We start from the raw sequence: 17,057 nt of genomic DNA on the forward strand, positions 1-17,057 counted from the left end.
GAAGCGGACACATGTTCACTGTATTTTCTACGCGCGTCGCCACCGCCCCACCGGTCGCGGCCTTGGACCGTCCCGAGCACCACCCTCGTCCCGGCGCCCACGCACGTCCCCGGAGGGATCCCGTTGCCGAGCAAGTCTTCCGCGCGTCTCGCCGCGCTCACCGTCGCAGCCGTCTGTTCCGCGGCGTCCGCCGTAGCCCTGACCTCGCCGGCGCACGCCGACTCCGTGCGCATCCATGACATCCAGGGCGCTACGCGCATTTCTCCGTACGCCGGCCAGAAGGTCACCGACGTGGCCGGAATTGTCACCGGCGTGCGCACCTACGGCTCCTCCAAGGGCTTCTGGATCCAGGATCCGAACCCGGACGACAACCCGGCCACCAGCGAGGGCATATTCGTCTTCACCAGCTCCGCCCCGAAGGCCGCCGTCGGTGACTCCGTCACGGTCACCGGCACGGTCTCCGAGTACGTCCCGGGCGGCGCCTCGTCCGGCAACCAGTCGGTCACCGAGATCACCAAGCCGACCGTCACCACCGTCTCCACGGGCAACGCGGTGCCGGCCCCCACGGTGATCGACGCGAAGTCGGTGCCCGCGCTCTACACCCCGGCCGGCGACACCGCCGCGAACGGCTCGATCAACGGTCTGCCGCTGCAGCCGTCGACGTACGCCCTGGACTACTACGAGTCCCTGGAGGGCATGAACGTCCAGGTCGCCGACGCCCGCGTGGTGACGGCCACCGACCCGTACTCCGAGCTGTGGGTCACGGTGAAGCCGCACGAGCACCGGACCCCCAGCGGCGGCACCCTCTACGGCTCCTACGAGTCGCAGAACACCGGCCGGCTGCAGATCCAGTCGCTGGGTACGACGGCCGACTTCCCGAAGGCGAACGTCGGCGACTCGCTGACCGGCACCACGACAGGACCGCTGGACTTCAACCAGTTCGGCGGCTACACCCTGGTCGCGAACCAGCTGGGGACGCTGAAGAGCGGCGGTCTGCAGCGGGAGACGACGCAGAAGCAGTCCCGCGGCGAGCTGGCGGTCGCGACGTACAACGTCGAGAACCTCGACCCGTCCGACAAGACCTTCGACGCACACGCCGCCGCGATCGTGAACAACCTGCAGTCGCCCGACATCGTGTCCCTGGAGGAGATCCAGGACAACAACGGCGCGACGGACGACGGCACGGTCGACGCGAGCCAGACGGTGAACAAGCTGATCGACGCGATCGTCGCGGCGGGCGGCCCGAAGTACGACTGGCGCTCCATCAACCCGGTCAACGACCAGGACGGCGGCGAGCCCGGCGGCAACATCCGCCAGGTGTTCCTGTTCAACCCGGAGCGGGTGTCCTTCACGGACCGCGCGGGCGGCGACTCCACCACCGCGGTCGGCGTCACCAAGGTGCACGGCAGGGCGCAGCTGACGGTCTCCCCCGGCCGCATCGACCCGGCGAACGACGCCTGGAAGTCCAGCCGCAAGCCGCTGGCCGGCGAGTTCGTCTTCCGTGGCCGCACGGTCTTCGTGATCGCCAACCACCTCAACTCCAAGGGCGGCGACCAGGGGCTGACCTCGCAGTACCAGCCCCCGACGCGCAGCTCGGAGACCCAGCGTCACGCGCAGGCGACGCTGGTCAACGCGTTCGTCAAGAGCATCCTGGACGTCCAGAAGAACGCGGACGTGATCGCGCTCGGCGACATGAACGACTTCGAGTTCTCCGGCACCGCGAAGATCCTGGAGGGTGACGGCGAGCTCTGGTCGGCGATCAAGTCGCTGCCGAAGAACGAGCGTTACACCTACGACTACCAGGGCAACCAGCAGGTCCTGGACCAGATCCTGATCAGCCCGTCGATCCGGCGGTCCGGCAAGTTCGAGTACGACAGCGTGCACGTCAACTCGGAGTTCAACGACCAGATCAGCGACCACGACCCGCAGGTGCTGCGCTTCCGCCCGTAACGGGCGGGCCCTGCTCAGGACTGGCTGAACACGCCGTTCAGCCAGTCCTGCCAGGCGGCCTCGCACTCCTTGATGTCGGCGTCCGGTGTGAAGTCGTGCAGGGAGATGCCCACCGGGTGACCCCAGTGGTTGCGCCCGAAGAAGCGGGTGAGGCCCCGGTCCGTGCGCAGTCCGATGAAGTACGGGTTGCGGAAGTCGACCACGGCGTCGAACTCGTCGGGCCCCCGGACCGTCACCCGGGTGCCGGCGGCCACGTCCTCGCCGACACCGAGCGCCCGCCCGACGACGGCGAGGGCGTCGGCGGCCTTCGAGGCCTCGGGCCCGTCGAAGGTGGCGAAGGCGGCCGGCCGGGGCGCGAAGTGGACCAGGTACTCGCGCAGGGTGTGCAGATAGAAGTCGGTGTGCTTGGCGGCGCCGTCGTACTGGTTGTCCCAGTCGTCGACGAAGATGCCGCTGTGCACGTACCGCACCCAGGCCCGGCGGCCCTCGTCACGCGGTTCGACCGTGTAGTCGAGCTGGTTGAGGGTCTGCTGGGAGATGCCGTCGACGTCCTCGACGCGGTTGGTGTAGCGGTGCGGCGGGTCCCAGGCGGTGACCTCGGACCCGAAGGGTCCCTTGCCGCCGACCCGGGGCTCGGGCGGCTCCATCGGCCACAGATACCCGCCGGTCCCGGTGGTGATCGCCTCCCACACCTCCTCGGGAGTGGCGTCGACCTCGAACTCGCGGGCGATCTCGAATTCCTTGGACATGGTGGGGCTCCTGCCTAGTCCTGCTCGGTTGCCTTGAGGGTGGGATGGACGGCCACGACGATCCGGTGGTCGCGCCCGCCCTCGGTGTCGGGCGCGTCGTACTTGCGGATCAGCGCGGTGACACCGGCCGTCAACTCCTGGACGAACGCGGCCCGTTCGGCGGCCGAGGCGAAGCGCACCTCGCCGTCGAGCGCATACGTGGCCAGCCGTTTGCGGGCCTTCGCGGCACCGGTGATCAGCGAGCCGACGTCCCGCACCAGCCGGGCGCCGAGCGCCAGCAGCCACCGCGCGGACAGCTGGTCCCGGAACCGGTCCGGGTCCGGCTGTACGGCGGCGAGTGCGAGCGGCGAGATGACGTACGAGGCCGCGGTGGCCTGCATCAGCCGCTCGGTGACATTGCCCTTGCGGCGCTCCCCGGCCAGCTCGACCAGACCGTGCCGCTCCAGCGCCTTGAGGTGGTAGTTCACCTTCTGCCGCGGCAGGCCGACCCGGCCGGCCAGCATCGCCGCCGACGCGGGTCCGGCCGCCAGCTCGGCGAGCAGCCTGGCCCTTACGGGGTCCAGGGAGACGGCGGCGGCCTCGGGGTCCTCGATGACGGTGACGTCCAACATGCGTCCACCGTCCCACCGAAAACTTTTTTTGTCCAGACGACTGAGGTTTTCGGTGGGACGGTGTCAGGGCCAGAGGCAGGAGCGTTCTGTTACCGCTTGGGGTACCTCCAGCCCACCACCACGACGAAGGCCAGCGCCGCCCCGATGGCCAGCGCGGGTCCCGGATGCCGTACCGCCGCCCTGACGACGGGGCCGGCGGGCCAGGGGACGTCGTGCTCCGCCCTGTGCTGCAGCGTGTGTCCCGTCCGGGATGCCCTGTCCTGGGCGGCGTGGCCCGCCGTCAGGGCTCGGTCGTGCACCTGGTGACCGGCCCTCACCGCCGTGTCCTGCACCTGGTGGCCCGCCTGCGTGGCCCGGTCGTGCACCTTGTGGCCGGTCTGCGTGGCCCGGTCCTGGACCGCATGGCCGGCGTGCGCGGCCGTGCTGCGCAGCTGCACGGTCATGGCGCTCGCCTTGTCCTTGAGGTCGGCCGCCCGGGCCCGAGCGCGTCCCTTCACATCCATCTTCTCCGCCAACTCCTCCACTGTTTCGCCCAGTTGACTGCGCGTCTGCTCGATCTGCCGCCGCAGCTCGTCGGGTCCCTTGGCGCCGGTCGGCCCTGCCCTGTCCGTCATCGGTGCGCCCTTTCCCTGATCTCCTCGACATCGGCCCGGACGCTCACGAGGGTCTCCTCGGGCGTCGGCGGTGCGGCGCGGCGCAGCTGGGCGCGGCCGGTCAGGGCCAGCAGGCCCGCGATCACGAACAGCACGGCGGTCACGATGAGCGCCGCGGCCCAGACCGACAGCACCAGCGAGAGGGCGGCGACGCCCGTGCCGGCCAGGGCGAGCAGGCCGGCATAGGCGAACGCGCCCGCAGCGCCGAGCAGTCCGCCGCCGAGTCCGGCGCGCCTGCCTTTCGCGGACAGCTCCTCCTTGGCGAGGGCCACTTCCTGTCGTACGAGCCGGGATAGCTGTTCGGTGGCCTGTCCGACGAGCTCGCCCACCGAGCGGTGCCCGTCGCGCACCGGCTGGGGGTGCATGGTCCCGGTCACGGGGTCGCCTCCTCTCGCGTTCCTTGCGGCTTCCTCCGTTCGGAACACTCCGGGTACCCCTGCCGACCTCCGCTACCCCTGCCGGCCACCGCCCGGCCCGCGCTCGCCGAGCCGGCCGAGCTGGGTCTGGAACCAGTCGAGGCGGGCCTGCAACAGCGCTGCCTCGGCGGCGAGTTCGGGCACCCCGAGCCCCTCGGGCACCGCGAGGTCCGCCGTCGGCAGCGCGGCGCCGCTGCCCGCCACCACCCGCAGGCCCTCCCCCGCCAGTCGCGCGAAGGAGGCGAGCGAGACGGACGTACGGCCGTGGACGCAGCCCGCGCAGGAGGGGGCCAGCCCGCGCCAGCCGGGCCGGCCCCAGCCCGCGTCGGCCAGGGCGGCGGCGACCGCGCCGCACCCGCAGGGTCCGACCGTGGCGGTCCGCACCCGCTGGCGGGCGTAGCGGAAGCCCCGCTCGAAGCGGATGTAGCGGCCGAGGACCAGGACCTCCAGCAGGACGGCCGCCCGGTGCTCGGCCGTGCACAGCAGTGCCTCTGCCGCCGTGCGCTCATGCACGCAGTGGAAGCCGCAGTCGCAGCGGCGGTGCGGTGCCCGGTGGCGCAGCCCGTAGACACAGGACGCGTCGGCCAGGACTCCGTACGGCAGCGCGCCGCCCAGCGACACACCGGTGAACCCGGCCCGGCTGCCGTCCTGGGACAGCACCGGGTGGGCGATCTTGTATCCGGTCGGCGGCTCCGTCGGGCGTTCCTCCGGAAGCCGCAGTCTCATCGGACCGCCGGAACCTCTTCGCGCGCGGACGCCTCGACGTCCTGGGTCTCCTCGGGCAGTTCGAGCTCTTCCTCATGGGTCTGCGGCTGTTCCTCCGCGACTCCGGTGGCCAGTGCCTTGCCGAGCTTCATGACGCCTCCATGGGCCGATGCCGATGACCGTCACGACCATGCTGACCCATGGCGGGCGAAATGGACATAGGGCCTGGCCGGTCGCACCATAGCAACGCTTATCAATATCTCGTAGAAGAATTAAGTGGAGCTTCACTGTTGGTCTGCCGAGACTGAGAGCATGACGACTACCGCCCCCTTCGGCCGGGCCCTCTGCGCGATGATCACTCCCTTCACCGAGGAGGGCGCGCTCGATCTCGACGGGGCGCAGCGGCTCGCCGACCACCTGGTCTGCCGGGGATGCGACGGTCTGGTGCTCTCCGGTACGACGGGCGAGTCGCCGACCACCACGGACGCCGAGAAGGCGGCGCTGGTCGAGGCGGTGCGGGAGGCGGTGGGCGGCCGGGCGTCGGTCGTGGCGGGTGTCGGCACCTTCGACACCCGGCACACCGTGGAACTCGCCCGGGAGGCCGAAAAGGCGGGCGCGGACGGTGTGCTGGTGGTCAGCCCGTACTACAGCAAGCCCCCGCAGGACGCCCTGGAGGAGCACTTCCGGACCGTCGCGGACGCCTCCGGGCTGCCGGTCGTGCTGTACGACATCCCGGGCCGCACCGGCACCCGCATCGAGTCCGACACGATGATCAGGCTCGCCGAGCACCCCCGGATCGTCGCGGTCAAGGACTGCTCCTACGACTTCCTGGCCGCTCAAAAGGTGTTGTCCCGCACGGAGTTGGCGTACTACGCGGGCTGCGACGAGCACAACCTCGCCCTGTACGCGGTGGGCGGCGCCGGATACATCAGCACCGTCGCGAACGTCGTACCGTCCGAACTCCGTGCCGTGCTGGACGCGTTCGAGGCGGGCGACACCTCGGTGTCCGCCCGCCTCCAGCAACGCGCCACCCCGCTCATCGAGTTGATGATGTCGGCCGGTCTGCCCGGCACCGTCACCACGAAGGCGCTGCTCAACGAGCTCGGCCTGCCGGCGGGAACCGTCCGCTCCCCGCTGCGGCCCGCTCGCCGCGAGACGGTCGACGGGCTGCTGGCGGCCTACGAGAAGCTCACGGCCGGGTGACCGATCCGGGCCAGGTTGGTGATCGTGCAGCTGCTGCAGGTCAGGCTGCTGCCGATGCCTTCCCGGCAGCAGTACGGCCCTCGTACCGTACGTTGTTGCCGTGAGCCGCCCCCTGCTGTTCCTCGACGTCGACGGCCCGCTCAACCCGTGGGCCGCGAAGCCCGAGCGGCGCCCGGAGGGCTATACGACCATCCGGGTGGCCCTGCATCCCGGTCGGGCCCTGCGGGTCTGGCTGAACCCGTCCCACGGCCCGGCACTGCTCTCGCTCGACTACGACCTGTGCTGGGCCACGACCTGGATGGACGCCGCCAACCGCTGGATCGCCCCGGTCGTCGGCCTGCCCGAGCTGCCGTACGTCGACTTCGGCGCGGGCCTGTTCGCGCTCCGGCCCGACGGGGTCCACTGGAAGACGGAGGCGATCGTGGCGTACGCCGAGGGCCGCCCCTTCGCCTGGGTCGACGACGAACAGAGCCAGGCGGACGAGGAGTACGTGCAGGCCCACCACCCGGGCCCCGCGCTCCTGCACCGTGTCAGCCCGCGGATCGGCCTGCGGGAGGACGACTTCGCGGCGCTGGCTCGGTTCGCGGCGCGGCCCGGGACATGAGCGAGCGCCCTCCCGCGCAGGGCGAAAGAGCGCTCACCGGGACGCCGGACGACGTCAGTTGTGGCTGTGCAGGATCTCGTTCAAGCCGCCCCAGACCGCGTTGTTCGGGCGGGCCTCGACCGTGCCGGTGACCGAGTTGCGGCGGAAGAGGATGTTGGAGGCGCCGGAGAGTTCACGGGCCTTGACGATCTGCCCGTCGGGCATGGTGACGCGGGTGCCCGCGGTGACGTACAGCCCGGCCTCGACGACGCACTCGTCGCCGAGCGCGATGCCGACGCCCGCCTCGGCGCCGATCAGGCAGCGCTCGCCGATGGTGATGCGGACGTTGCCGCCGCCGGACAGGGTGCCCATGGTGGAGGCGCCGCCGCCGATGTCGGAGCCGTCGCCGATCACGACACCCGCGGAGATACGGCCCTCGACCATCGACGTGCCGAGCGTGCCGGCGTTGAAGTTGACGAAGCCCTCGTGCATGACGGTGGTGCCCGCGGCGAGGTGCGCACCGAGCCGCACCCGGTCGGCGTCGGCGATACGCACGCCCTTGGGGGCGACGTAGTCCGTCATGCGCGGGAACTTGTCGACGGAGGTCACCTGGAGGTGCAGGCCCTCGGCGCGGGCGTTGAGCCGCACCTTCTCGATCTCGTCCACGGCGACCGGGCCGAGGGAGGTCCAGGCGACGTTGGGCAGCAGGCCGAAGATGCCGTCCAGGCTCTGGCCGTGCGGCTGGACCAGGCGGTGCGAGAGCAGGTGCAGCCGCAGGTAGGCGTCGTGCGTGTCGATCGGCTTCTCGTCCAGCGAGGAGATGACCGTGCGCACCGCGACGACCTCGACACCCCGGCGGGCGTCCGTCCCGATCGCCTTCGCCGCACCGTCCCCGAGCAGCTCCACGGCCTTCTCCGCGGACAGCCGCTCGGTCCCGGCCGGACCGGCCTCCTCGCTCAGCTCGGGCGCGGGGAACCAGGTGTCGAGAACAGTGCCGTCAGCGGCAATCGTGGCGAGCCCGGCGCCCACGGCGCCGGTGGTACGAGGAGCAGTCGTGTCGGTCATGAGGGCAACCTAACCGCCCAGAGCCCACCCAGGCCAACCGATCCCCCACCCGTCTCAGCCAACGAGCGGATGCCCCGTGCCAGCCGGCCTACGGGTACCGGGCGGGCTCCCACCAGGCCGGTCCCGGACAACGGGCGGGCGCCCACCCTTTGGTCCGGTCTCGGGTGACGCGCGGGTGCCCCCCTTTTTTCCAGCCCGTCCGGCGTTTGAGGACGAGGCCGTTCAGGCCGAAGGGGGGTCTGGGGGCGCAGCCCCCAGTGGGGCCGAGGGGGCGGCGCCCCTGGGACGGGACGGGTAGGGGCGGCGGGGGCGAGTAACTTCTGCGGCGGCGGACACAGGGCCGCCAGTCCGGCCCCCGGCCAGCAGCACCGCACCACCGGCCAGCACCCCCAGCCCCGCACACACCGGCCACAACACCCCCGGCGCAGCCCCGTACAGCACCCCGCCCAGCGGCGCAGCCAACACCACCCCACTGATCGACACCCCGGCATACAGCGACTGAAACCGCCCGAGCACATGCCCCGGCGCCTGATCAGCGACATAAGCCGTAGCGGTCGTCTTGTACAACACCTCCCCCACCGTCAACAGCCCCATCATCACCACGGCCGCCCCCTCCCCGGCCCCCACCAACAGCACTCCGTACCCCCCACCGACCAGCAACAGCCCGCACCCCACGATCCGCAACGGCGACCGCCGCCGCAGCACCACCGCCACCGGCAGCTCCAGACACAGCAGCACACCCCCGTTGATCGCGAGCAGCGCCCCGTACACCCGCGCATCCATCCCGTGGTCGGCGAGAAAGAGCGAAAACGTGGAGTACTGCTGCCGGTAGACGACGTCGATCACCAAAATCGCCGGCAACAGCACCAGCACCGCGGGCCGAGCCCGAAGCGCCGCCCACACCCCGCCCCGCTCCACACGCCCCGCCCGCCCCCGCCCGGCAGCCCCCCGCGCCGGCACCACCCGCGCGGTCCAGCCCGCCAGCCCCACGCTCCCGAGCCCCTCGGCGACGTACAGCCAGTCGTACGAGAAGCGCGTGGCGACCAGCGCCCCGAGCACAGGCCCCAGCGTGAACCCCCCGTTCGCCGCGGCCCGCACCACCGCGAACGCCTGCCGCCGCGCTCCCTCGGGCACGATGACCGCGACGAGCGCGGAGTTGGCCGCACGCTGCACCCCGGCCGCGTACTGCGACAGCGGCAGCGCGGCGAACAGCAGCGGGGTCGGCAGCAGCGGCACGGCGGCCAGGACCAGCCCGGACACCGCGGCGCCCACCAGCAGCACCCGTCGGTGCCCGAACCGGTCCCCGTACCAGCCGCCGGTGAAGTTACCCGCGACCAGCCCGGCCCCCGCGACACCGCTGAGCAGGCCCGCCTGGCCCGACCCGAGCCCCCGCGGCCCGGTCAGATACAGGAACGTATAGGCGAAGCTCACGCTCACGACCATGTTCACGAAGGTCCCGCAGGCCAGCAGCCAGACCGTCCGCGGCACTTCTCGCAGACCCCGCACTCGTCCCCCCAGTGAGTTCCTTTTAGGAACTTACTATGGAGGCATGACAACCTCAGGTCAACCACGACCTGTGCACGAAGGGACGGCAAGCCATGGCCCGCAGGACGAGCCCGGAGGACGCCACCTGCGCCATCGCCCAGGCCCTGGACGTGGTCGGCGACTGGTGGACGCTGCTGATCGTCCGGGACGCGGCACGCGGGGTGCACCGCTTCGACGCGCTGCAGGCCGAACTCGGCGTGTCCAGAAAGGTGCTGACCGAGCGGTTGCGCCTTCTCGTCGAGGCGGACGTGCTGTCCCGGGTGCCGTACCAGGAGCGCCCCGTCCGCCACGAGTACCGCCTCACCCCGCGCGGCCGTGCCCTGCTCCCCGTCCTGATCGCCCTCCAGGACTGGGGCGACACCTGGGTCCTGGGCGACGGGAGCACGACGGCCACGACGGCGGAGGCCTCCGCGGAGGCCCAGCGGGTGCACGAACTGGTCGGCGAGCGGATCCCCGAGCTCCAGCTCCCGGGCCACACGGGCGGGCTGCTGGACCCGGTCGCCGCCGACAGCGCGTACACCGTCCTGTACTGCTTCCCCGGCGCCTACGCCCGCGCCGACTCCTACCCGCCGGGCTGGACGGACATCCCCGGCACGCCCGGCTGCACCCTTGAGTCCTGCACCTACCGCGACCGGCTGGCCGAGTTCACCGCCGCGGGCGCCGCCGTGCACGGCGTGTCCACCCAGCGCCCGGACGAGCAGCGGGCGTTCGCGGAGAAGGAGGGGCTGCGCTTCCCGCTGCTGTCGGACGCCGGCCTGTCGCTCATCGCCGCGCTGCGGCTGCCGACGTTCCGCGCGGCGGGGGCCTGCCGGCTGAAGCGGCTCACGCTGGTCGTGGACCGGGAGCGGGTCGTACGGGAGGTGCAGTATCCGGTGACGGACATCGCGGGGAGCGTGGCGGCCGCACTGGCCACGGTCCGGCGTCTCGCCTCGGAGGAATGAGGCGGGCGGCCCGCGCTCCCTCGTGACGCGGAACGAGTCGCGCCGCCGAAGACCTTGTCGCCCTCGACCGGGCGGATGGGGATCGCCTCGAACCACGACCGGCCCTGCAGGGACAGGACGGGCGGGAGCGCCCGGCGGCGGCCCCTTGCCGGACGGTCGGCGAGTTTCCCGCCCGGCAGGAGCGCGAGGGCACGGTGCAGCGATGCCGGCTCCTGGTGCGCCGGAGTTCACGGTCTCCAGAAAGGCATGCGCACGACAGACGAGCACAGCCGGCGCCCGCTCGTCAACGGGCCCGGGGGATCATCCGCGCCAGCACCTCGCGCGCGTACCCCTCGTCGTAGGGCACCCCCGTCAGCAGTACCTGCAGACAGATGCCGTCCATCAGCGCGACCAGCGCCCGGGCCGTCACCGGGTCGGTGTGCCGGGCGATCTGCCGGGCGACGTCATCGGCCCATTCGGCGGCCACCGGGCGCAGGGCGGGCCGGCGCAGGGCGGCGAGATAGAGCTCGTACTCCAGCTCGACGCCGGTGCGGTCGCCCGCGAGCCACTCGCCCAGACAGCCCGCGAGTTCGGCGGCCAGGTCGGGCCGCGGATCCTCCAGGCCTCCGCGCGAGGCGACCACCTTCGCGAAGCCCTCGCTCGCCTGCCGCAGCGCGGCGACCATCAGCTCGTCGAGGGTCTTGAAGTGGTACGTCGTCGAGCCGAGCGGCACGTCGGCCTCGGCGGCGGCGGAGCGGTGGCTCAGCCCGGTCAGGCCCTTCTCGCCCACCACCCGGATCGCCGCGTCGATGATCCGCTGCCGCCTGTCGGGGTCGTAGCGGCGGGCCATCAGTGCGCGCCTCCCAGATTCAGCACCACGACCCCCACGATGATCAGCCCGATCCCCACGGCCTTCGGGACGGTCATGCCCTCGCCGAGGAAGAGGATGCCGATGGCCACGATGGCCGCGGTGCCGAGGCCGGCCCAGATCGCGTAGGCCGTGCCGACCGACATCGTCTTCAGCGTCTGGGCGAGCAGCCAGAAGGAGACGCCGTATCCCGCGAGCGTCAGCACGGAGGGCCACAGCCGGCTGAAGCCGTGGCTGAACTTCATGGCGGTGGTACCGCCCACCTCGGCGGCGATGGCCGCGAGGAGCATCAGGAATGCCATGTGTACGAGCGTACACAATGATGTGTACGTCCGTACACAGCGGCGCGCTGTCGCCGGCCGATGCGTAGTGCCGCATTCCGGATGGGGAGGTTCAACCTTCATAGAAATCGCTCGCTTAAACGACTCCCCGCGATCCCGTCACTCCACTAAGGTTTCACCGCTCACTCACATCACCCCCACCTCATCCCCGGCCGCCGCCTCGGGCGCCGCTGGAGGAACAGCGCATGCCAGAAACCACCCCCGAGCCGCCCCGGAACCAGCCCTGGGAGAACGGCTGGGTCCCCGACAGCTCCCGAGCCCCGGGAACCCGAAGACTCTGGCTGGCCGGCGCGCTGGCCCTGTCGACGATCGTCGCGTGTGCCACGGCGATAGCCGTGATGGACAGGGACTCCGACCGCCCGTCACGGGCATCCGGGATCCCGGCGTCGTCGGTCGCCGAAACGCCCCCCGGCCTGATCTCCTTCGCCTCCCCGTCCACGAACGGCGTCACGACGCCCGCCGGGAAGAGCGGCCCGTCGTCCGCGCAGACCAGTACGCCCCCCTCGCCCGGTCCGCACGACTCGGCGGCCGGAGGCAGCGAGCCGTCCAAGACGCCCAAGGGCCGTGCGAGTTCGCCGAGCCACTCGAATCCGTCGGCCACCTACCGGTCCGTGCAGTCGGTGAACTACCCCGACCGCTACTGGCATGTGAGCGGCGACTACGTGAAGCTCGACCCGCCGGCCGGCTCGGAGTCCCGCCAGGACTCGACCTTCAAGGTGGTCAAGGGCCTGGCGGACAGCGCCTGTTATTCCTTCGTCACGCACGACGGCAGGTACCTGCGCCACCGCGACTTCCTGCTCCGCGACGAACCGGACGACGGCTCCGCCCTCTTCGAACAGGACGCCACCTTCTGCCCCCGGGCGTCGGCGTACTCGGGAGCGGTGATGCTGGAGTCGGTGAACTATCCGGGCCGGTTCCTGCGGCACCAGAACTTCCAGCTGAAGCTGGATTCCTACCAGTACGGCGACCCCTACCAGGCGGATTCGGCGTTCCGGTTCGTGGCCGGACTGGCCTGAGACACGACAACGGCGACGCCCTCAGGGCGTCGCCGTTGTCCTTCAAGCAGCGGGTGGACCTCAGACGTTGAACCCGAGCGCCCGCAGCTGCTCGCGTCCGTCGTCCGTGATCTTGTCGGGGCCCCACGGCGGCATCCACACCCAGTTGATGCGCAGCTCGCTGACCAGGCCGTCCGTGGCGGACTTGGCCTGGTCCTCGATGACGTCCGTCAGCGGGCAGGCCGCCGAGGTCAGGGTCATGTCGACGGTCGCGATGTTCGCGTCGTCGACGTGGATGCCGTAGATCAGGCCGAGGTTGACGACGTCGATGCCCAGTTCGGGGTCGACGACGTCCATCAGGGCCTCGCGGAGCTCCTCCTCCGAGGCGGGCTTGATCTCAACGGTGTCACTCATGCCGTCTTCCTTTCGGCGTCGGCTCCGCCCAGGGCCTGGGCCGTCGCGTCCTTCCACGCCATCCAGCTGAGGAGGGCGCACTTGACCCGGGCCGGGTACTTGGAGACACCGGCGAACGCGACCGCGTCCTCCAGCACCTCCTCCATCGCGTCGTCCGGCTCGATCCGGCCCTTGGACTGCATCAGCTCCAGGAAGGTCTCCTGGATCTTCTGGGCGTCCGTCAGGTCCTTGCCGACCAGCAGTTCGTTCAGGACGGAGGCCGAGGCCTGGCTGATCGAGCAGCCCTGGCCCTCGTAGGAGACGTCCTCGATCTTCGTGCCGTCGTACTTCACGCGCAGGGTGATCTCGTCGCCGCACGTCGGGTTCACGTGGTGCACCTCGGCGTCGCCATCCCGAAGACCACGCCCGTGCGGGTTCTTGTAGTGGTCCAGGATGACTTCCTGGTACATCGAGTCCAGCTTCATGCGATCGCTCGCCAACCCCTCAGCCGAAGAAGTTCCGTACGTGCTCCAGCCCCTCGACCAGTGCGTCGATCTCGGCCGGCGTGGAGTACAGATAGAACGACGCTCGCGTGGTCGCAGGAATTCCGTAGCGCAGGCACACGGGCCGTGCGCAGTGGTGGCCGACGCGGACCGCGATGCCCTGCTCGTCGAGGACCTGGCCCACGTCGTGCGGGTGGATGTCACCGAGTGTGAAGGAGATCGCCGCGCCGCGGTCCTCGGCCGTGGTCGGGCCGATGATCCGCAGGTCCGGGACCTCGCCCAGCCGCTTGACCGCGTACTCGGTGAGGGCGTGCTCGTGGGCAAGGATCTTGTCCATGCCGATCGACTGCAGATAGTCGATCGCCGCTCCGAGACCCACCGCCTGCGCGATCGGCGGGGTGCCCGCCTCGAACTTGTGCGGGGCGGGAGCGTACGTCGACGAGTGCATCGACACGGTCTCGATCATCTCGCCGCCGCCGAGGAACGGCGGCAGGTCTTCCAGGAGCTCCTGCCGGCCCCACAGGACACCGATGCCGGTCGGGCCGCACATCTTGTGGCCGGTGAAGGCCACGAAGTCGGCCTGCAGCGACTGCACGTCCAGCGGCATGTGCGGGGCGGCCTGCGAGGCGTCGATGCAGACCAGCGCGCCGACCTCCTGGGCGCGGCGGACTATCGCCTCGACCGGGTTGACCGTGCCGAGGATGTTCGACACCAGCACAAAGGAGACGATCTTCGTCTTCTCGGTGATGATCTCGTCGATGTTGGAGAGGTCGAGGCGGCCGTCGTCGGTCAGGCCGAACCACTTCAGCTTCGCGCCCGTGCGCTGCGACAGCAGCTGCCACGGCACGATGTTGGAGTGGTGCTCCATCTCCGTGATGACGATCTCGGTCTCGTGGTCCACGCGGTAGGGCTCGTCGGCCCAGCCCAGCATGTTCGCCACGAGGTTGAGCGACTCGGAGGCGTTCTTGGTGAAGATCACCTCGTCGCGGCTGGGCGCGTTGATGAACGACGCGACCTTGTCCCGCGCGCCCTCGTACAGCGCCGTGGCCTCCTCGGCGAGCACATGCACACCGCGGTGGACGTTGGCGTTGTAGCGCTCGTAGTACTCGTTCAGGGCGTCCAGCACCTGGCGCGGCTTCTGCGAGGTCGCCGCGTTGTCCAGGTACACGAGCTTCTGCCCGTCGTGGACCTGGCGGTCCAGGATGGGGAAGTCCTTACGGATCGCCTCAGTGTCGAGGAGGCCCGGCAGCTGGGTCACTCGGATGCGCCACCCTTCGTGTATGCCTCGTAGCCCTCGTTCTCCAGCTTGTCGGCGAGCTCGGCACCGCCGGACTCGACGATCTTGCCGCCGGCGAACACGTGGACGTGGTCGGGCTTGATGTAGCGCAGGATGCGCGTGTAGTGCGTGATCAGCAGGGTGCCGACCTCGCCGGTCTCGCGGACGCGGTTGACGCCCTCGGAGACGACCCTGAGCGCGTCGACGTCGAGGCCGGAGTCGGTCTCGTCGAGAATCGCGATCTTCGGCTTGAGCAGTTCGAGCTGGAGGATCTCGTGGCGCTTCTTCTCACCGCCGGAGAAGCCCTCGTTGACGTTGCGCTCGGCGAAGGAGGGGTCCATGTTGAGGCGCTCCATGGCCTCCTTGACCTCCTTCACCCAGGTGCGCAGCTTGGGGGCCTCGCCGCGGATCGCGGTGGCGGAGGTGCGCAGGAAGTTCGAGACGGAGACACCCGGGACCTCGACCGGGTACTGCATCGCCAGGAACAGGCCCGCACGCGCGCGCTCGTCGACGGACATCTCCAGGACGTCCTCGCCGTCGAGGGTGACGGTGCCGCCGGTGATCGTGTACTTGGGGTGGCCCGCGAGGGAGTAGGCGAGGGTCGACTTGCCGGAGCCGTTGGGGCCCATGATGGCGTGCGTCTCGCCCTGCTTCACGGTCAGGTCGACGCCCTTGAGGATCTCCTTCGTGGCGTTGTCGGCCTCGACGGTGACGCGCAGGTCTCGGATTTCAAGCGTTGCCATGGATTGCCTCAGGACTCCTGGTTGAGGGAGACGAGCACGTCGTCCCCTTCGATCTTTACGGGGTATACGGGGACGGGGCGCGTCGCGGGCAGGCCGGACGGCTTGCCGGTGCGCAGGTCGAAGCTGGAGCCGTGCAGCCAGCACTCGATCTGGCAGTCCTCCACCTCGCCCTCGGAGAGCGACACGTTCGCGTGCGAGCAGATGTCGTGGATGGCGAACACTTCGCCCTCGGTCTGCACGACCGAGATGGGCGTGCCGTCGAGTTCCACCCGCTTCGGGGTGTCCTCCTCCAGCTCGCTCACCGCACAGGCGCGTACGAAGGTCATCGGCCCGATCCAGACACAGTCTCCAGCTCCTCGTCGATCTTCTCGAGCAGCCGGGCCTGGATGTCGTCGACGCCGATCTGCTGGACCAGTTCGGCGAAGAAGCCGCGGACCACCAGGCGGCGGGCCTCGTCGGCCGGGATGCCGCGGGCCATCAGGTAGAAGAGCTGCTCGTCGTCGAAGCGGCCGGTCGCGGAGGCGTGGCCGGCGCCGACGATCTCGCCGGTCTCGATCTCGAGGTTGGGCACGGAGTCGACCCGGGCGCCGTCGGTGAGGACGAGGTTGCGGTTCATCTCGTACGTGTCCGTGCCCTCGGCCTTGGCCTCGATGAGGACGTCGCCGATCCACACCGCGTGGGCGCCCTCGCCCTGCAGCGCGCCCTTGTAGACGACGTTGGACTTGCAGTGCGGGACGTTGTGGTCGACCAGGAGGCGGTGCTCCTGGTGCTGGTCGGCGTCCGTGAAGTACAGCCCGAACAGCTCGGCCTCGCCGCCGGTGCCGGCGTAGGAGACGCGCGGGTGCAGCCGTACGACGTCGCCGCCGAAGGTGACCACGACCGACTTGAAGCTGGCGTCGCGCCCGATGAGGGCGTTGTGCTGGGCCACGTGCACGGCCGTGTCGTCCCAGTCCTGGACGGAGACGACGGTCAGCTTGGCGCCGTCGCCCAGGATGTAGTCGACGTTGGCGGCGAGCACCGCGTCACCGGTGTGGTCGATGACGACGACGGCCTCGGCGAAGGCTCCGAGCTCCACGACCTGGTGGCCGTAGCGGACCCCGCCCTCGCCGTGCACGGCGATGCGGATCGGCTCGGTGAGCACCGTCTCCTTGGGGACGGTGACCACGCCGGCCTTCTCGAACGCCGAGTACGCCTGGGCGGCGATGCGGTCCACCGGGGTGCCGGCCTTGCCGATCCGGGCGTCGCCGCGGTCGACGGTCTCGACGGTGACGCCCTCGGGGGCCTCGACCGCGACCTTCACCTCGCCGGTCACGACGGCGGTGCCGTCGTGCAGGCCGCGCAGGCGCTCCAGCGGGGTGAACCGCCACTCCTCCTCGCGGCCGTGCGGGACCGGGAAGTCCGCGACGTCGAAGGACGGGGGCGCGCTCATGCGCGTGGCGACGGTCGACTCGGCGGCCACCGCGATCTGGCCCGCGGTGGTGGACCCCACGGGGATGTTCTGAGCCTCAGCCATGGCTGTCGGTCTGCTCTCTTCCTAC

General features: G+C 70.6%; 21 protein-coding genes. 5 read left to right on the plus strand and 16 right to left on the minus strand.

Translation table 11 applies throughout. The annotated features are described in order from the left end of the window. The first annotated feature begins 123 nt into the window (after positions 1-123). Positions 124-1,950: an endonuclease/exonuclease/phosphatase family protein gene (locus ABD355_RS29555; protein ID WP_344403850.1), complete on the plus strand. Its 1,827-nt coding sequence runs from the start codon at positions 124-126 to the stop codon at positions 1,948-1,950. Positions 1,951-1,964: 14 nt separating this feature from the next. Here the strand turns inward: ABD355_RS29555 and ABD355_RS29560 are convergent, their stop codons facing one another. From ABD355_RS29560 to ABD355_RS29585, 6 genes are all read right to left on the minus strand, one after another. Further along, complete coding sequence (locus ABD355_RS29560) at positions 1,965-2,699, minus strand: SRPBCC family protein (protein ID WP_344403851.1); 735 nt, start codon at positions 2,697-2,699, stop codon at positions 1,965-1,967. A 14-nt stretch (positions 2,700-2,713) separates the two neighbouring features. Next, entirely contained in the window at positions 2,714-3,310 is a 597-nt protein-coding gene (locus tag ABD355_RS29565; protein ID WP_344403852.1) for an ArsR/SmtB family transcription factor, read from the minus strand. An 89-nt stretch (positions 3,311-3,399) separates the two neighbouring features. Next, positions 3,400-3,924, minus strand: a complete 525-nt coding sequence (locus tag ABD355_RS29570; RefSeq protein WP_344403853.1) for a DUF3618 domain-containing protein — start codon at positions 3,922-3,924, stop codon at positions 3,400-3,402. Next, entirely contained in the window at positions 3,921-4,340 is a 420-nt protein-coding gene (locus tag ABD355_RS29575; RefSeq protein ID WP_344403854.1) for a phage holin family protein, read from the minus strand. Before ABD355_RS29575 ends, ABD355_RS29570 begins: the two co-directional genes overlap by 4 nt. A gap of 72 nt (positions 4,341-4,412) precedes the next feature. Next, entirely contained in the window at positions 4,413-5,105 is a 693-nt protein-coding gene (locus ABD355_RS29580; protein ID WP_344403855.1) for a hypothetical protein, read from the minus strand. Then, positions 5,102-5,236, minus strand: coding sequence for a hypothetical protein (locus ABD355_RS29585; protein WP_344403856.1), 135 nt, complete (start codon positions 5,234-5,236; stop codon positions 5,102-5,104). Before ABD355_RS29585 ends, ABD355_RS29580 begins: the two co-directional genes overlap by 4 nt. 160 nt (positions 5,237-5,396) lie before the next feature. Between ABD355_RS29585 and dapA the strand changes: the two genes are divergently transcribed. Next, a complete protein-coding gene (gene dapA, locus ABD355_RS29590) occupies positions 5,397-6,287 on the plus strand; it encodes a 4-hydroxy-tetrahydrodipicolinate synthase (RefSeq protein ID WP_344403857.1) in 891 nt (296 codons plus the stop codon). Between the two features lie 100 nt (positions 6,288-6,387). Further along, a complete protein-coding gene (locus ABD355_RS29595; protein WP_344403858.1) occupies positions 6,388-6,891 on the plus strand; it encodes an HAD domain-containing protein in 504 nt (167 codons plus the stop codon). 54 nt (positions 6,892-6,945) lie between these two features. Here the strand turns inward: ABD355_RS29595 and dapD are convergent, their stop codons facing one another. Both dapD and ABD355_RS29605 read right to left on the minus strand, forming a co-directional pair. After that, on the minus strand, positions 6,946-7,935 hold the full coding sequence (dapD, locus tag ABD355_RS29600) for a 2,3,4,5-tetrahydropyridine-2,6-dicarboxylate N-succinyltransferase (RefSeq protein ID WP_344403859.1): 990 nt from the start codon (positions 7,933-7,935) through the stop codon (positions 6,946-6,948). Between the two features lie 222 nt (positions 7,936-8,157). Further along, complete coding sequence (locus ABD355_RS29605; protein ID WP_425585809.1) at positions 8,158-9,432, minus strand: MFS transporter; 1,275 nt, start codon at positions 9,430-9,432, stop codon at positions 8,158-8,160. Between the two features lie 101 nt (positions 9,433-9,533). Here ABD355_RS29605 and ABD355_RS29610 point away from each other — a divergent pair, with 101 nt between their 5' ends. After that, entirely contained in the window at positions 9,534-10,421 is an 888-nt protein-coding gene (locus tag ABD355_RS29610; protein WP_344403861.1) for a winged helix-turn-helix transcriptional regulator, read from the plus strand. 283 nt (positions 10,422-10,704) lie between these two features. Here ABD355_RS29610 and ABD355_RS29615 read toward each other — a convergent pair whose 3' ends face one another. Both ABD355_RS29615 and ABD355_RS29620 read right to left on the minus strand, forming a co-directional pair. Then, positions 10,705-11,250 carry a TetR/AcrR family transcriptional regulator gene (locus ABD355_RS29615; protein WP_344403862.1) on the minus strand — a complete coding sequence of 182 codons (546 nt, stop codon included), beginning with the start codon at positions 11,248-11,250 and terminating at the stop codon, positions 10,705-10,707. Further along, positions 11,250-11,570, minus strand: coding sequence for a DMT family transporter (locus ABD355_RS29620; RefSeq protein ID WP_425585805.1), 321 nt, complete (start codon positions 11,568-11,570; stop codon positions 11,250-11,252). The genes ABD355_RS29615 and ABD355_RS29620 overlap by 1 nt, the downstream gene beginning before the upstream one ends. Positions 11,571-11,794: 224 nt before the next feature. On the opposite strand from ABD355_RS29620, the gene ABD355_RS29625 reads away from it, so the two are divergent. Then, a complete protein-coding gene (locus ABD355_RS29625) occupies positions 11,795-12,625 on the plus strand; it encodes an AbfB domain-containing protein (RefSeq protein WP_344403864.1) in 831 nt (276 codons plus the stop codon). 60 nt (positions 12,626-12,685) lie between these two features. Here ABD355_RS29625 and ABD355_RS29630 read toward each other — a convergent pair whose 3' ends face one another. From ABD355_RS29630 to sufD, 6 genes are read right to left on the minus strand one after another with little or no spacing between them, the layout of a single operon-like run. Then, positions 12,686-13,018, minus strand: a complete 333-nt coding sequence (locus ABD355_RS29630; protein WP_132854537.1) for an iron-sulfur cluster assembly protein — start codon at positions 13,016-13,018, stop codon at positions 12,686-12,688. After that, positions 13,015-13,482, minus strand: a complete 468-nt coding sequence (gene sufU / locus ABD355_RS29635; RefSeq protein WP_115908855.1) for a Fe-S cluster assembly sulfur transfer protein SufU — start codon at positions 13,480-13,482, stop codon at positions 13,015-13,017. The genes ABD355_RS29630 and sufU overlap by 4 nt, the downstream gene beginning before the upstream one ends. 19 nt (positions 13,483-13,501) lie before the next feature. Beyond that, on the minus strand, positions 13,502-14,758 hold the full coding sequence (locus tag ABD355_RS29640) for a cysteine desulfurase (protein WP_344403865.1): 1,257 nt from the start codon (positions 14,756-14,758) through the stop codon (positions 13,502-13,504). After that, complete coding sequence (gene sufC, locus ABD355_RS29645; protein ID WP_115908853.1) at positions 14,755-15,519, minus strand: Fe-S cluster assembly ATPase SufC; 765 nt, start codon at positions 15,517-15,519, stop codon at positions 14,755-14,757. Before sufC ends, ABD355_RS29640 begins: the two co-directional genes overlap by 4 nt. Before the next feature lie 8 nt (positions 15,520-15,527). Further along, positions 15,528-15,845 (minus strand): bifunctional 3-phenylpropionate/cinnamic acid dioxygenase ferredoxin subunit, encoded by a 318-nt coding sequence (locus ABD355_RS29650; protein WP_344403866.1) that lies wholly within the window; start codon positions 15,843-15,845, stop codon positions 15,528-15,530. Then, a complete protein-coding gene (gene sufD, locus ABD355_RS29655) occupies positions 15,842-17,032 on the minus strand; it encodes a Fe-S cluster assembly protein SufD (protein WP_344403867.1) in 1,191 nt (396 codons plus the stop codon). Before sufD ends, ABD355_RS29650 begins: the two co-directional genes overlap by 4 nt. Positions 17,033-17,057 lie beyond the last annotated feature (25 nt).

This window comes from Streptomyces longisporus (assembly GCF_039532765.1).
GTDB lineage: Bacteria > Actinomycetota > Actinomycetes > Streptomycetales > Streptomycetaceae > Streptomyces > Streptomyces longisporus.

Excerpts from the sequence above, each read along its gene's own strand:
- ABD355_RS29560 (WP_344403851.1), bottom strand. The coding sequence starts at position 2,699 with ATGTCCAAGGAATTCGAGATCGCCCGCGAGTTCGAGGTCGACGCCACT.
- ABD355_RS29565 (WP_344403852.1), bottom strand. The coding sequence starts at position 3,310 with ATGTTGGACGTCACCGTCATCGAGGACCCCGAGGCCGCCGCCGTCTCC.
- ABD355_RS29570 (WP_344403853.1), bottom strand. The coding sequence starts at position 3,924 with ATGACGGACAGGGCAGGGCCGACCGGCGCCAAGGGACCCGACGAGCTG.
- ABD355_RS29580 (WP_344403855.1), bottom strand. The coding sequence starts at position 5,105 with ATGAGACTGCGGCTTCCGGAGGAACGCCCGACGGAGCCGCCGACCGGA.
- ABD355_RS29585 (WP_344403856.1), bottom strand. The coding sequence starts at position 5,236 with ATGAAGCTCGGCAAGGCACTGGCCACCGGAGTCGCGGAGGAACAGCCG.
- dapA (WP_344403857.1), top strand. The coding sequence starts at position 5,397 with ATGACGACTACCGCCCCCTTCGGCCGGGCCCTCTGCGCGATGATCACT.
- dapD (WP_344403859.1), bottom strand. The coding sequence starts at position 7,935 with ATGACCGACACGACTGCTCCTCGTACCACCGGCGCCGTGGGCGCCGGG.
- ABD355_RS29610 (WP_344403861.1), top strand. The coding sequence starts at position 9,534 with ATGGCCCGCAGGACGAGCCCGGAGGACGCCACCTGCGCCATCGCCCAG.
- ABD355_RS29615 (WP_344403862.1), bottom strand. The coding sequence starts at position 11,250 with ATGGCCCGCCGCTACGACCCCGACAGGCGGCAGCGGATCATCGACGCG.
- ABD355_RS29620 (WP_425585805.1), bottom strand. The coding sequence starts at position 11,570 with ATGGCATTCCTGATGCTCCTCGCGGCCATCGCCGCCGAGGTGGGCGGT.
- ABD355_RS29625 (WP_344403864.1), top strand. The coding sequence starts at position 11,795 with ATGCCAGAAACCACCCCCGAGCCGCCCCGGAACCAGCCCTGGGAGAAC.
- ABD355_RS29630 (WP_132854537.1), bottom strand. The coding sequence starts at position 13,018 with ATGAGTGACACCGTTGAGATCAAGCCCGCCTCGGAGGAGGAGCTCCGC.
- sufU (WP_115908855.1), bottom strand. The coding sequence starts at position 13,482 with ATGAAGCTGGACTCGATGTACCAGGAAGTCATCCTGGACCACTACAAG.
- sufC (WP_115908853.1), bottom strand. The coding sequence starts at position 15,519 with ATGGCAACGCTTGAAATCCGAGACCTGCGCGTCACCGTCGAGGCCGAC.
- ABD355_RS29650 (WP_344403866.1), bottom strand. The coding sequence starts at position 15,845 with ATGACCTTCGTACGCGCCTGTGCGGTGAGCGAGCTGGAGGAGGACACC.
- sufD (WP_344403867.1), bottom strand. The coding sequence starts at position 17,032 with ATGGCTGAGGCTCAGAACATCCCCGTGGGGTCCACCACCGCGGGCCAG.